The sequence below is a fragment of the Pseudonocardia oceani genome (genome assembly GCF_019263585.2).
GTDB lineage: Bacteria > Actinomycetota > Actinomycetes > Mycobacteriales > Pseudonocardiaceae > Pseudonocardia > Pseudonocardia oceani.
Genome location: NZ_JADQDF010000001.1, coordinates 2,034,979 through 2,047,937, shown reverse-complemented (window position 1 = coordinate 2,047,937; position 12,959 = coordinate 2,034,979). Strand labels below are relative to the sequence as shown.

General features: G+C 73.1%; 12 protein-coding genes and 1 pseudogene. All 13 read left to right on the top strand.

Features of this window, described 5'->3' with window-relative positions; translation table 11 throughout:
- Window positions 1–6: 6 nt before the first annotated feature.
- The 13 genes and pseudogenes from I4I82_RS10115 (at window position 7) to rplJ (ending at window position 12,955) form a co-directional block, all read left to right on the top strand.
- Window positions 7–285: a hypothetical protein gene (locus I4I82_RS10115; RefSeq protein ID WP_225922733.1), complete on the top strand. Its 279-nt coding sequence runs from the start codon at window positions 7–9 to the stop codon at window positions 283–285.
- 230 nt (window positions 286–515) lie between these two features.
- Window positions 516–1,681, top strand: a pseudogene (locus I4I82_RS10110) (ABC transporter ATP-binding protein).
- Window positions 1,678–2,451: an MlaE family ABC transporter permease gene (locus tag I4I82_RS10105; RefSeq protein ID WP_218595650.1), complete on the top strand. Its 774-nt coding sequence runs from the start codon at window positions 1,678–1,680 to the stop codon at window positions 2,449–2,451. The pseudogene I4I82_RS10110 and the gene I4I82_RS10105 overlap by 4 nt, the downstream one beginning before the upstream one ends.
- A gap of 1 nt (window position 2,452) precedes the next feature.
- Window positions 2,453–3,292 (top strand): MlaE family ABC transporter permease, encoded by an 840-nt coding sequence (locus I4I82_RS10100; RefSeq protein ID WP_218594729.1) that lies wholly within the window; start codon window positions 2,453–2,455, stop codon window positions 3,290–3,292.
- A complete protein-coding gene (locus I4I82_RS10095) occupies window positions 3,289–4,716 on the top strand; it encodes an MCE family protein (protein ID WP_218595649.1) in 1,428 nt (475 codons plus the stop codon). The genes I4I82_RS10100 and I4I82_RS10095 overlap by 4 nt, the downstream gene beginning before the upstream one ends.
- Window positions 4,713–5,849 (top strand): MCE family protein, encoded by a 1,137-nt coding sequence (locus I4I82_RS10090; RefSeq protein WP_218588899.1) that lies wholly within the window; start codon window positions 4,713–4,715, stop codon window positions 5,847–5,849. Before I4I82_RS10095 ends, I4I82_RS10090 begins: the two co-directional genes overlap by 4 nt.
- Window positions 5,849–6,814, top strand: coding sequence for an MCE family protein (locus I4I82_RS10085; RefSeq protein WP_218588900.1), 966 nt, complete (start codon window positions 5,849–5,851; stop codon window positions 6,812–6,814). The genes I4I82_RS10090 and I4I82_RS10085 overlap by 1 nt, the downstream gene beginning before the upstream one ends.
- Window positions 6,814–8,040, top strand: a complete 1,227-nt coding sequence (locus I4I82_RS10080) for an MCE family protein (RefSeq protein ID WP_218588901.1) — start codon at window positions 6,814–6,816, stop codon at window positions 8,038–8,040. The genes I4I82_RS10085 and I4I82_RS10080 overlap by 1 nt, the downstream gene beginning before the upstream one ends.
- Window positions 8,040–9,353 carry an MCE family protein gene (locus tag I4I82_RS10075; RefSeq protein ID WP_225920564.1) on the top strand — a complete coding sequence of 438 codons (1,314 nt, stop codon included), beginning with the start codon at window positions 8,040–8,042 and terminating at the stop codon, window positions 9,351–9,353. The genes I4I82_RS10080 and I4I82_RS10075 overlap by 1 nt, the downstream gene beginning before the upstream one ends.
- Complete coding sequence (locus I4I82_RS10070; RefSeq protein ID WP_218588902.1) at window positions 9,350–10,585, top strand: MCE family protein; 1,236 nt, start codon at window positions 9,350–9,352, stop codon at window positions 10,583–10,585. Before I4I82_RS10075 ends, I4I82_RS10070 begins: the two co-directional genes overlap by 4 nt.
- A 24-nt stretch (window positions 10,586–10,609) precedes the next feature.
- On the top strand, window positions 10,610–11,149 hold the full coding sequence (locus I4I82_RS10065; protein WP_218588903.1) for an Rv1363c family protein: 540 nt from the start codon (window positions 10,610–10,612) through the stop codon (window positions 11,147–11,149).
- A 31-nt stretch (window positions 11,150–11,180) separates the two neighbouring features.
- A complete protein-coding gene (locus tag I4I82_RS10060) occupies window positions 11,181–12,056 on the top strand; it encodes a nuclear transport factor 2 family protein (RefSeq protein ID WP_218588904.1) in 876 nt (291 codons plus the stop codon).
- A 287-nt stretch (window positions 12,057–12,343) separates the two neighbouring features.
- Window positions 12,344–12,955 carry a 50S ribosomal protein L10 gene (rplJ, locus tag I4I82_RS10055; RefSeq protein WP_218588905.1) on the top strand — a complete coding sequence of 204 codons (612 nt, stop codon included), beginning with the start codon at window positions 12,344–12,346 and terminating at the stop codon, window positions 12,953–12,955.
- The last annotated feature ends 4 nt before the right edge of the window (window positions 12,956–12,959 follow it).

The following is a 12,959-nucleotide window of genomic DNA, read 5'->3' as shown; positions in this document are numbered from 1 at the left end:
CTGGCGGTGACGGTCCCGCACGCCGCGGAGGCCGCGATCCGGGTCTGGGCGGCGCTCGACCCCGACGTCGGGCGGGCCCAGCGCCGCGTCGACGACGAGCGCCGCGCCTCGGTGCGGTGGGTCGTCTCCGGGATCGTGGACGACCCGGTCGTCGTCGAGCGGCTCGCGGTGCTCGGCCTGTCGGTGCTCGTCGGGTTCCAGCAGACGTGCGCGCCACCCGTCCCCGAGGTCCTCGCGGGCCTCTTGGACGACGTCGAGTCGGTCGTGCGCGCGCACTCTCGGTAGAGCACGTCTGCACCGTGGGTGGTGACGCACGGCGAGCCGCTGGCCTGCGGGTACCGTCGGTTACACCTGCTGGGTGAGACGTCCGCCTGCGAACGGACCAACTTGTCGTCTTCCCAGCAACTGGTCAGTAACCCACCTCACGATCCGTCGTTGGGGTGTTGTGGGCAGTCGGCCGCCCGCTCCCCGCTCGGCGGCCGCGATCAGCCCGGAACCACTGAGGAGGCGGCGCCGTGGCCGGTGTCGAGGTGAAGGTCGAAGGGCTCTCGAAGTCGTTCGGCCGCGCGAACATCTGGTCGGACGTCACCCTGACGCTGCCGCCGGGCGAGGTGTCGGTGCTGCTGGGCCCGTCGGCACGGGCAAGTCGGTGTTCCTCAAGACCCTGATCGGGCTGCTCAAGCCGGAGAAGGGCTCGATCGTCATCAACGGCGTCGACCTCGTGCGCTGCTCGGAGTCGAAGCTCTACGAGATCCGCAAGCTGTTCGGGGTGCTGTTCCAGGACGGTGCGCTGTTCGGGTCGATGAACCTGTTCGACAACATCGCCTTCCCGCTGCGCGAGCACACGAAGAAGTCCGAGGCGCAGATCAAGGACATCGTCGCGGAGAAGATGGACCTCGTCGGGCTCACCGGCGACGAGCGGAAGCTGCCGGGCGAGATCTCCGGCGGGATGCGCAAGCGCGCCGGGCTGGCCCGCGCGCTGGTGCTCGACCCCGAGATCATCCTGTTCGACGAGCCGGACTCCGGCCTCGACCCCGTGCGCACCGCCTACCTCAACCAGCTGATCATCGACCTGAACGCGCAGACCGACGCCACGTTCCTCATCGTCACCCACGACATCAACACCGCGCAGACCGTCCCGGACAACATCGGGATGCTCTACCGCAAGCACCTGTCGATGTTCGGGCCGCGGGAGGTGCTGCTGACCAGCGAGGAGCCGGTCGTCAGCCAGTTCCTCAACGGCCGCCGGCAGGGCCCGATCGGGATGTCGGAGGAGAAGGACACCGCCCAGGCGCAGCGCGAGATGGCCGAGGCGGGCGAGCTCGCCGGGCTGCCGGAGATGAAGCCGCAGCTCGAGGTGAGCCCGGGTATGCCCGAGCGCAAGGCCGTCGGCCGCCGCCGCGAGCGCGTCATGCAGATGCTGCACACGCTGCCCGCCGCCGCGCAGGAGGAGATCCGCCGCAGCTACGCGAACGACCCGGTGCCCGCGATGGCCGGCGGTCCGCTGCCGATGCGCAAGCAGGGCCTGCTCGGCGGCCCGGCCGGCCCCGCGGGGCCCGACGACACCGACGTCATCCGCCCCGGCGACGGTCCGCCCGCCTGGTTCGCCGGCCCCGGCAACGGCCCCGGCCCGCAGTCCCCGCCGCCGGGCCCCGGCCGGCACCGCGGGATGCGGCCGTGACCGCTCCGCTCACCCGGGCGCTGACCCCGGTCGGGCGCCTGTTCTCCCTCGGCGCCGACGTCGTCGTCAGCGCGTTCAAGCCGCCGTTCCAGCTGCGTGAGTACATCGAGCAGACCTGGTTCGTCACCAAGGTCTCCGCGCTGCCCACGGCGCTGTTCACGATCCCGTTCGGCGCCACGATCGCGCTGCTGCTCGGCGAGCTCACCCGCCAGTTCGGCGCGCAGAGCCAGACCGGTGCCGGCAGCGTCCTGGCGATCGTGCAGCAGGCCGCGCCGATCGTCACCGCGCTGCTGATCTCCGGCGCGGGCGGCAGCGCGGTGTGCGCCGACCTCGGCGCCCGCACCATCCGCGAGGAGATCGCCGCGATGGAGGTGCTGGGCATCTCGCCGATCCAGCGGCTCGTCGTGCCGCGGGTGCTGGCGATGGCCACCACCGCGCTGGTGCTCAACGGCCTGGCCACCGTCGTCGGCGTCGCGGGCGGCTACTTCTTCAACGTCATCGTGCAGGGCGGCACGCCGGGTGCGTACATCGCCGCGTTCTCCTCGATCGCCCAGGTCAGCGACATCCTGGTCAGCGAGCTGAAGGCCGTGCTGTTCGGCTTCACGGCCGGGGTCGTCGCCGCCTACCGCGGCCTCAACCCGCCCCCCGGGCCGAAGGGCGTCGGCGACGCGGTCAACCAGTCCGTCGTCATCTCCTTCGTCCTCGTGTTCTTCCTCAACCTGGTGCTGACCACGCTGTACCTGGACCTCGTCCCGCCGAAGGGCTCCTGAGATGGCGACGATCGGCTCCCGGGCCCGCGGCCTCGTGCGCGGCCCGCTCGGCCAGCTCGACGAGCTCGGCGACCAGCTCTCGCTCTACGGGCGGGCGATCGCCTGGATCCCGCGCACGCTGCGCCGCTACCGCCCCGAGATCGCCCGGCTGCTCGCCGAGGTGAGCTTCGGCTCCGGCGCGCTCATCGTCATCCTCGGCACGGCCGGCGTCATGCTGTCGCTGTCGCTGTTCGTCGGCTCACTCGTCGGCCTGCAGGGCTTCCGCGCGCTCGACTCGCTCGGCGTCGAGGCCCTCACCGGCTTCATCACGGCCTACTTCAACACCCGCGACATCGCGCCGCTGGTGGCCGCCGCGGCCCTGACCGCCACGCTCGGCGCGGGCTTCACCGCGCAGCTGGGCGCCATGCGGATCTCCGAGGAGGTCGACGCGCTGGAGGTCATGGCGGTGCCCAGCGTGCCGTTCCTGGTGACCACCCGCGTGATCGCCGGGACGATCGCGATCATCCCGATCTACACGGTCGGCCTGCTGGCGAGCTTCATCTCCTCGCGCCTGAACGTCACGCTCATCAACGGACTACCCGGCGGCACGTACGACCACTACTTCGACCTGTTCCTGCCGGTCAGCGACGTCCTGTACTCCTACCTCAAGGTCATCGTCTTCGCGATCGTGATCATCCTGATCCACTGCCACTACGGCTACCACGCCAAGGGCGGGCCCGCGGGCGTCGGCATCGCGGTGGGCCGCTCGGTCCGGCTGTCGATCGTCAGCACGGCGATCCTCGACTTCTTCCTCACCCTCGTGATCTACGGGACGGAGACCTCGGTGCGGGTGGCCGGATGATCAGGCGTCGGATCCAGGGACTCGCGTTCGTCCTGGTCATCGTCACCCTGCTGGGGCTGGCGATCGCGAAGTACAACGGCGCGTTCGAGAGCGGGGTCCCGGTGACCCTGCAGGTCGACCGCGCGGGCAACCAGCTCACCGAGCGCTCCGACGTGAAGATGCGCGGCCTGATCGTGGGCAGCGTCGAAACGATCAGCACCACCGGCGGCGGCGCCGACGTGGAGCTGACGATCCGGCCCGACATGGTCGACCTCATCCCCGCGGGCGTGTCGGCCCGGCTGCTGCCCAAGACGCTGTTCGGCGAGAAGTACGTGTCGCTGGTGGCGCCGGCGAGCGGGGGCGGCGGCACGACGATCGCGGCCGGCGACGTCATCCCGATGGACCGCAGCGAGACCGCGCGCGAGATCGACGCCGCGCTCGACGGGCTCCTGCCGCTGCTGCAGGCCGTGAACCCCGACGACCTCGCGACGACCCTCGGCGCGCTCTCGCAGGCGCTGTCCGGGCGCGGCGAGCGCCTCGGCGACACCCTCGTCCGGCTCCAGGAGCTCACCGGCGGCCTCCGCCCGGGCATCCCGGACCTGCAGGAGGACATCACGCAGTTCGCCGACTTCGCCGACAACCTCGACTCCGCGGCGCCCGACCTGCTCGACGCGCTGGAGGACTTCTCCGCCACCAGCCGCACGGTCGTCGAGCAGCGCGACCAGCTCCGCGCCCTGATCGGCGGCGTCACCACGGCGTCGGACGACCTGAGCGGTTTCCTCGACCGCAACGGGGAGAACATCATCTCGCTCTCGGCCGCCTCGCGGCCGACGCTGGAGTCCCTGGCGCGCTACTCGCCGGAGTTCCCCTGCTTCTTCGAGCAGCTCAACGGCCTCGTCCCGCGCCTGGACGAGGTCTTCGGCGTGGGCCGCGGTCGCCCGGGCGTCTACGTGACCGTCGAGATCGTCAACAACAAGGGCAAGTACGTGCCGAACCAGGACGAGCCCGAGTACCTCGACGACCGCGGCCCGCGCTGCTACCCGATCCTGCCGCTGGGCCCGCAGGAGCCGCCGGACGGCCCGTTCTGCGACGGCTCGCTGGCCCCGCCCCCACCCGTCGACTCCCCCCGGGGTGACGTCGACGCGCTGGGCGGCGACACGTTCGGCACCGGCGACGCCTCCTACACCTGCGAGGACGGGAGCTCCGCCCGCGGGACACCGGCCTCCGGCGGGGGAGCGCTGCTCCCGGGTCTCCCCGTGCTGTCGGACCTGCCGGTCGAGGCCATCGCCTACCAGGGCATGGGTCTGCCGAACTCGCCCGGCGAGCAGCGGCTCGTCGCCGAGCTCGTGGCGGCGCAGGACGGCGGCAGCCCCGCCGACGTCCCCGGCTGGGGCTCGATGATGGTCGGCCCGCTCTACCGCGGGTCGGAGGTGACGCTGACGTGAGGAACCTGCCCCTCGCCTCGCTGCTCAAGTTCCTGGCGCTCGCGCTCGTCGTCGCGCTGGCCACGACGGTGCTGGGCGTGACCATCGCGAACGGCTCCGGCGGCGAGCGCACCAGCTACAGCGCGCGCTTCGAGGACGCCGCCGGCCTGCTCGTCGGCGACGACGTGCGGATCGCCGGCGTCGTCGTCGGCAGGGTCGAGGACGTCACGATCGTCGACCGCCGCTTCGCCGAGGTCCGCTTCTCCGTCGACAGCGCGCAGCGCATCCCGGCGTCGGTCGCGGCGGCGATCAACTACAAGAACCTCGTCGGCCAGCGCTTCCTCGGCCTGACGCAGGGCTCGGGCCCGACCGGCGAGGTGCTGGCGCCCGACGCCGTCATCCCGGTGGAGCGCACGCGCGGCCCGCTGAACCTGACGACGCTGTTCAACGGCTTCAAGCCGCTGTTCGCCGCGCTCGACGCCGACCAGGTCAACAAGCTCTCCTTCGAGATCATCGAGGTGCTGCAGGGCCAGGGCGGCACCATCCGCAGCCTGCTGGCCAGCACCGCGTCGCTGACCAACGAGATCGCCGACCGCGACGAGGTCATCGGGCAGGTCATCGACAACCTCAACCTGGTGCTGGAGACGGTCAACCAGCGCGACGAGGAGCTGTCGGAACTGGTGGTCTCCCTGCAGGAGCTCGTCTCCGGGCTATCGGAGGACCGCGAGCCCATCGGGCAGGCGCTGGAGTCGATCGGGGAGCTGACGGAGGTCACCGCAGGCTTCGTCGAGGAGGGCCGCCCCGCCCTGCGCGACGACATCGCCGCGCTCGGCGATCTGTCGGACAACCTGAACGCGAGCGAGCCCGCGCTGGAGAGCTTCCTGGTGAACTGGCCCGGCAAGCTCAACACGATCACCCGCGCCGGCAGCTACGGCAGCTGGTTCCAGTTCTACCTCTGCGGTCTGGGCGGCTCCGTCGGCCTCGCACCGTACGTACCGGCCTTCGAGCTCGAGGGCTACACGAACACGCAGCCGCGCTGCGGACCCGACCCCGACGGCGGGGGGGAGGGCGACACGCGGGCACTGGGCGGACCGCTCCCGACCCTGCCCAGCTCGCCCGACCTGGCCGGGCTGCCGCTCCTGGGAGGGAACTGATGCCCGACACGCGCGGACCGGTACCGGTCGCGATCACCGGCATCCTCGTGATCGTCGGCGTCCTCGTGGCGGCGTTCACCCTGCCCGCTGCGCTGACCCGCGGCGACGTCCACCGGGCCGAGTTCAGCGAGGCCGCCGGGCTCCAGTCCGGTGACCTCGTCACGATCGCCGGGGTCGAGGCGGGCCGCGTCGAGTCCGTCGAGCTCGCCGGCGACCGCGTCCTGGTCACCTTCGACGTGAAGGACGCCTGGGTGGGCGACCGCACCTCGGCCTCGATCGAGGTCAAGACCCTGCTCGGCGCGAAGTACCTCGCGCTCGACCCGCAGGGCGACGCCGACATGCCCGACGACGGCGTCATCCCGCTCGACCGCACCGCGTCCCCGTTCGACGTGGTCGAGGCGTTCAACGGCCTGTCCAGCACCATCGACGGGCTCGACACCGCCCAGCTCGCCACCAGCCTCGACACGCTGTCGGAGACGTTCTCCGGCACGGCGCCGGAGGTGCGCGGCGCGCTCGACGGCCTGTCCCGCCTCTCGCAGACCATCGCGAGCCGCGACGAGGAGATCCGCCGCCTGCTGGCCGGCACGCAGAACCTCTCCGGCGTGCTCGCCGACCGGGCGCCGGAGTTCGAGCGCCTGCTGTCCGACGGCAACCTGCTGCTCGCCGAGATCCAGCGCCGCAAGGACGCGATCAGCGCCCTGCTCGACGGCACGCGCGCCCTGTCGGTGCAGCTGCGCGGCCTCGTCGCCGACAACCAGGAGCAGCTCACACCCACCCTGGAGGCGCTCGACGGCGTCGCGGAGATCCTGCAGCGCAACCGCGACAACCTCGAGCTCGCGCTCGAGCGCCAGGCCGTGTTCACCCGCCTGTTCTCCAACGCGGTCGGCAACGGCCGCTGGTTCGACAACTACATCTGCGGGCTGGTCTTCCCGCCGCTGGGCCCGATCAACGAAGGCGGCTGCTGATGGCGCTCACCGACACCGACCGGCGGCAGTTCCAGCTCGTCGGCCTCGTCGCGGTCATCGCGGTGCTGCTGGCGTCGGCGGTCGTCGTCATCGCCCGCCCGCCGGGCCGCACGCTCGTCGCCTACTTCACCTCGGCCACGGCGGTGTTCGAGGACAACTCGGTGCGCGTGCTCGGCGTCGACGTCGGCACGATCGACCGGGTGGTGCCGGAGGGCACCCGCGTCCGCGTCGAGATGACGATCGACGACCCCGACCTGGTCCTGCCCGCCGACGCCCGCGCGGTCGTCATCTCGCCGAGCCTGGTCACCGGCCGCTACGTCCAGCTCACCCCGACGTACTCCGGCGGGCCGGAGCTCGCCGACGGCGCCGTCATCCCCGTCGAGCGCACCGCGGTGCCGCTCGACGTCGACGACCTCGCCCGCACCGCCGTCGACCTCACCGACGCGCTCGGTCCGAACGGCGTCAACCGCGACGGCTCGCTCTCCCGCGTCCTCGACGTCGGCGCCGACAACCTGGGCGGCAACGGCCAGGCCCTCAACGACACGATCACCGACCTCGGCGAGCTGTCGGGCACGCTGGCCGACTCCCGCGAGGAGCTGTTCGGCACCGTCACCGAGCTGCAGCGGTTCGTCTCCGTGATCGCCGCCAACGATGCGGAGGTCCGCGAGTTCAACACGCGCCTCGAGGACGTGTCCGCCTTCCTCGCCGACGAGCGCGGCGACCTCGGCGCGGCGCTGCAGGAGCTCTCGATCGCCCTCGGCGAGGTCGCGGTGTTCGTCCGCGACAACCGCGAGATCGTGGCGTCGAACGTCGACCGCCTCACCGACGTCACCGCCGTGCTGGTCGACCAGCAGCGCGCGCTCGCCGAGACCCTCGACACCGCGCCGACGGCGCTGGGCAACCTGGCCAACGCCTACAACGGCTCGTCCGGCACGCTCGACACGCGACTCAACATCAACGAGCTGACGCTGCCGCCGCTGGCCCTGATCTGCGAGCTGCTCGAGCGGGGCACGCCGGAGGCGCTGGCCGACCTGCCGATCACGATCGGCACGGCGTGCGAGCAGCTCGGGCCGCTCGACCAGCTCCCGCTGCCGTCCGCGGCCGAGGTGATCACGTCGCTGCAGGCGGGGCAGCTGCCGCCGGTCCCCGGGCTGGCGCTGCCCACCGCGCCCGCCGTCCCGGCCGCGCCGCTCCCGAACGCCGCCGCCCCCCTGGAGGGTGAGTGATGACCACCCGGATGATGACCACCCGGACGCTGCGGCTCGCCGCGGTCCTCACCGCCGTGACGCTGCTGACCAGCGGCTGCGGCCTGCTGACCGACGGGCTGCGCGGGATCACCCTCCCCGGTGGCGCCGACCTCGGCGAGGCGCCGATGGAGGTGACGGCCGAGTTCGGCGACGTCGTCGACCTGGTGCCGCAGTCGCTGGTGATGGTCGACGACGTGCCGGTCGGCACCGTCACCGGCATCACGGTCAGCGACGACTGGACCGCGATGGTCACGATGCTGGTCAACGACCGGGTGCAGCTGCCCGCCGACGCCACCGCCCGGGTGCGCACCACCAGCCTGCTGGGCGAGAAGTTCGTCGAGCTCGGCTCGCCGGACGACGGCGCGGGCTCCGGCTCGCTCGCGGACGGTGCGGTCATCCCGCTGGAGCGCTCCGGCCGGGCCGCAGAGGTCGAGGAGGTGCTCGGCGCGCTGTCGATGCTGCTCAACGGCGGCGGCGTCGCGCAGATCCGGACGATCGCGAACGAGCTGAACCTGGCGCTGGAGGGCAACGAGCCGGAGATCCGGGCGCTGCTCGACGACGTCGACGCCCTGGTCGGCGCGCTCGACGAGCGCAAGGGCGAGATCACCCGCGCCCTCGACGAGGTCGACCAGCTGAGCAGGACGCTCGCCGACCGCCGCGGGCAGATCGAGATCGCCCTCGACGACCTCGCGCCGGGGCTGCGGGAGCTGGAGGACCAGCGCTCGCAGCTCGTCGACATGCTCCAGGCGCTCGACCGGCTCTCGGTCGTCGGCACGGACGTGGTCAACCGCAGCCGCGACGACGTGCTGGCCGACCTCGAGCTGCTGCGCCCGGTGCTGCAGAAGCTCGCGGAGTCCGGGGCCGACCTGCCCGAGTCGCTGCAGCTGCTGTTCACCCCGCCCTTCACCGACGCCGGCGAGGCCGCGTTCGCGGGCGACTACGCCAACCTCTACGTCACCGCCGATCTCGACCTCGGCAGCGTGCTGGAGAACCTCGTGCGGTCCAACCAGCCGCTGCTCGGCCCCGACAGCCCGCTCGCGGCGCTGCCGCCCACCGGCCAACTGCTCGGCCCGCTGCTCGGCCCGACCGGCGCACTGCAGGGGCTGCAGGAGTTCCCGCTGCTCGGCGACGTCCTGCCGGTCCTGCCGGGCCAGGCGCAGCCGCTGCCCGAGCGGGCGCCGGAGGGTTCCACCCGCGCCCCCGAGCCGGGGCAGCCCACACAGCTCGAGCAGCAGGAGGCCGAGCAGGACGGCGGCGGCCTCCTCGGCGGTCTCCTGGGAGGCGGACGATGATCACCCGGGCGACGAAGGTCCAACTGGTGGCGTTCCTGCTGCTCACCGTGCTGGGGGTCGGCTACACCGGCTTCCGCTACGCGGGCTTCGGCGACGTCTTCGGCACCACCACCTACCCGGTGACGATGCAGCTGGCCGACTCCGGCGGCATCTTCACCGGCGCCGACGTCACCTACCGCGGCGTCAGCGTCGGGCGGGTGGGGCCGCTGACGCTCACCCCGCAGGGCGTGGACGTGCAGCTCGACCTGCAGCGCAGCGCACCGGCCATCCCGCTCGACGTCGACGCGGCCGTCCGCAACCTCTCCGCGATCGGCGAGCAGTACGTCGACCTGCAGCCCGCCTCCGACGGAGGGCCGTCGCTGGAGGACGGGTCGGTCGTCCCCGTCGACCGGACCAGCATCCCGGTGCCGGTGGAGGACCTCGTCGTCGGCGTCGACGACCTCGCCCGCTCGGTCCCGCTGGAGTCGCTGCGCACCGTGGTGTCGGAGCTCGGCACCGCGTTCGAGGGCACCGCCGGGCCGCTGCAGAAGATCCTCGCCACCACCGACGCGTTCAGCGAGGACGCCGTCGAGGCGCTGCCGCAGACCCTCGACCTGCTCCGCGACGGACGCACCGTGCTCACCACGCAGAACGAGACCGCCGGCTCGTTCCAGAACTTCAGCGCCGACCTGGCGCTGCTGGCCGAGCAGCTCCGCACGTCCGACCCGGACCTGCGGCGGCTGCTGGAGACCGCCCCCGAGGCGTCCGAGCAGATCACCGGGCTCCTGCGGGAGAGCGGCCCGGGCCTGTCGGTCCTGCTGTCGGACCTGCTCACGGTCGCGCGCGTCGCCGAGCCGCGGCAGGAGGCGCTGCGCCAGCTGCTCGTCACCTACCCGGCGTTCGCCTCCGTCGCGTACACGGTGGCGCCCGGCGACGGCACCGCCCACCTCGGGCTGGTCGTCAACGTGTTCGACCCGTTCCCGTGCACCCGGGGCTACGAGGGCACGGTCCGGCGCAGCGGCACCGACATCGCGGACACGCCCGCGAACCAGGACGCCTACTGCGCCGAACCCCCCGGCAGCCCCATCTCGGTACGCGGAGCGCAGAATGCCCCGCGGGCGGAGACCCCGATGGCGCCGGCGGGTGCCCCGTCCGGCCCGCCCGCGGGCGGGCTGCCCGCGGGGTCGGCGCCGGTCGGTTCGCCGACGCCCCTGAGCTCCCCGGCGCAGATCCTCACCGGCCTCCTCCCCTAGGCCGCGTTCCCCCCAGGAGGGCGCATGACCCAGCTCGACGAGCGCGACGCGGCCCCCGGGCCCGCCGCGCCCCGCCGCGACCCGGTCCGGCTGCTGACGGTGCTGGTCGCCGTCGCGGCGCTGGCCGCCCTCGTGCTGGGGGTGCTGTGGGCGTTCACCGCCACCGACGACTCCCTGGAGCTCGCGCGCACGCGCGACGTCGTGCTCGTCGACGCGCGGCAGGCGGCCATCAACCTCAACACCCTCGACTCGGCCGACGTCGAGCCGGGCCTGGACCTGTGGGAGCAGTCCTCCACCGGAGGGCTGCTCGAGGAGTTCCGCGCCAACCGCGCCGAGTACGCCGGGCTCGTCACGCAGTCCGGGCGCAGCACGACGGCGTCGGTCGCGGACGCGGCGGTGGCCGAGCTGGACCTGCGCGCCGGCGTGGCGCGCGTCGTCGTCGGGGTTGACGTGCAGGTCACGGTGCCCGACGAGGACCCGGTGCTGCTGCGGCAGCGCCTGCAGATCGAGATGACCCGCACCGAGCAGGGATGGAAGGCCAGCCGGGCCGACGTCGTCCGCTGACCACCCCCGATCCGACCAGGAGGTGCGAGAGATGCCCGCACGCCGCCGCACGACCCCCAGCCCCGCCACCCGCCGTCCCAAGGTCGCCGGCACCGCAGTGCCCGGCCGCCCGGAGACCGAGGGGGAGGGACCGACCCTGACCGGGGTCCGCGCCGCCCGCCCCGCCGCCCCGGTGAAGCCGCGGGCGCGGACGCAGCCCGAGGTCGCCGACCCTGCGGATCTCGCCGATCCCGTGGAGCCCGCCCCCGTCGACGTCGACGCCGCCGAGCCCGACGCCGAGCCCGGGCCGGCAGACCTGGAGAAGTCGGCCCCCCGCGGGCGCCGCCGGGCGGCGCGGGACGAGCCGGCGGAGGCCACCGAGCCCGCCGAGACCGCCTCCTGGGGCCGGGGCCGCGCGCTGCTCGCCCGCCTGCGCACGGTGCCCGTGCTGGCCGCGGCGCTCGTCGTCCTCGTCGCCCTGGCGGTGTTCTTCGGGATCGCCACCGCGTCCCTGCGCGGCAACCCGGCCGCGGCGAACACCGCGCTGACCGACCTCGCCGCCACCTCGGAGGTGAGCACCCAGCTCGGCGACGCGCTGGAGACGCTCTACTCCTACGACTTCAGCCGCCTCGACGAGAACGAGCGGGCCGCCCGCGGCGTCATCACCGACGCGTTCGCCCCGGAGTTCGACCGCCTGTTCGCGCAGGTCCGGGAGCTGGCGCCGCAGCAGGAGGCCGTCGTCTCCGCCGTCGTCAACGTCTCGGCGGTGCAGCGCATCGACGGCGACACCGCCGTCCTCGTCGCCTTCATGGACCAGCAGGCGACGACCGCGGCCAGCGCCGAGCAGGTCGCGGCCGCGGGCCGGCTCACCGTCACCGGCGAGCGCGTCGACGGGCGCTGGCGGATCGCCGCGGTCGAGAGCCGCTGAGCAGGGGCGACCCCCGCGCCGGGACGGGCGCGGGGGCGCGTACTCTCGTGGTCGGTTCCACCGAAGACCGCAGGTCTGCGCCCCGCCCGGTTCACCCCGGGCAGGCGCACGAAGGCCCCGCAGCAGCGGGCGACCCGCGCAGGAGGACGAGGTAGCTCCGGGTGCGAAGGCACCCGCTCCGCCCCGTGCGCTCCTGCGCCGGGGCGTTCGACGTCTCCAGGGCAGTCGTCGCCCCGCGGTCGGACCCGCAGATCCATCCGAAGACGACTACCCGAGAGGAGGCAGGAATGGCCCGATCCGACAAGGTCACGGCGGTCGAAGAGATCGCCAGCCGGTTCCGGGGCGCGTCCGCCTCGGTCGTCACCGAGTACCGCGGCCTCACCATGACCCAGCTGACCGCCCTGCGGCGCGCGCTGGGCCAGGACGCCACGTACCGCGTCGCCAAGAACACCCTGGTGAAGCGGGCCGCGGAGAACGCCGGTGTCGACGGCCTCGAGTCGATGCTCATCGGCCCGACCGCGATCGCGTTCGTCACCGGCGAGCCCTCCGAGGCCGCCAAGGCGCTGCGCGACTTCGCCAAGGACAACAAGGGCCTGGTCATCAAGGGCGGCTTCATGGACGGTCGCGCGCTGACCGTCGCCGAGGTCGCCCAGCTGGCCGACCTGGAGTCCCGCGAGGTCCTGCTGGCCAAGCTGGCCGGCGCGATGAAGGCCAACCTGTCGAAGGCCGCCGGTCTGTTCGCCGCTCCGGCGTCGCAGGTCGCCCGCCTCGCGCAGGCGCTCGCCGACAAGCGGGCCGAGTCCGAGGGTGCGGCTCCGGCCGCCGCCGAGGACGGTGCCGCCGACGCCGGCAGCACCGACGACAGCACCACCGAGGCCCCGGCCGACGCCGAGAGCTGAGCTC

Coding starts and splice junctions, on each gene's coding strand:
- I4I82_RS10100 (WP_218594729.1), top strand. CDS start 2,453: ATGGCGACGATCGGCTCCCGGGCCCGCGGCCTCGTGCGCGGCCCGCTC.
- I4I82_RS10095 (WP_218595649.1), top strand. CDS start 3,289: ATGATCAGGCGTCGGATCCAGGGACTCGCGTTCGTCCTGGTCATCGTC.
- I4I82_RS10085 (WP_218588900.1), top strand. CDS start 5,849: ATGCCCGACACGCGCGGACCGGTACCGGTCGCGATCACCGGCATCCTC.
- I4I82_RS10080 (WP_218588901.1), top strand. CDS start 6,814: ATGGCGCTCACCGACACCGACCGGCGGCAGTTCCAGCTCGTCGGCCTC.
- I4I82_RS10075 (WP_225920564.1), top strand. CDS start 8,040: ATGACCACCCGGATGATGACCACCCGGACGCTGCGGCTCGCCGCGGTC.
- I4I82_RS10070 (WP_218588902.1), top strand. CDS start 9,350: ATGATCACCCGGGCGACGAAGGTCCAACTGGTGGCGTTCCTGCTGCTC.
- I4I82_RS10065 (WP_218588903.1), top strand. CDS start 10,610: ATGACCCAGCTCGACGAGCGCGACGCGGCCCCCGGGCCCGCCGCGCCC.
- I4I82_RS10060 (WP_218588904.1), top strand. CDS start 11,181: ATGCCCGCACGCCGCCGCACGACCCCCAGCCCCGCCACCCGCCGTCCC.
- rplJ (WP_218588905.1), top strand. CDS start 12,344: ATGGCCCGATCCGACAAGGTCACGGCGGTCGAAGAGATCGCCAGCCGG.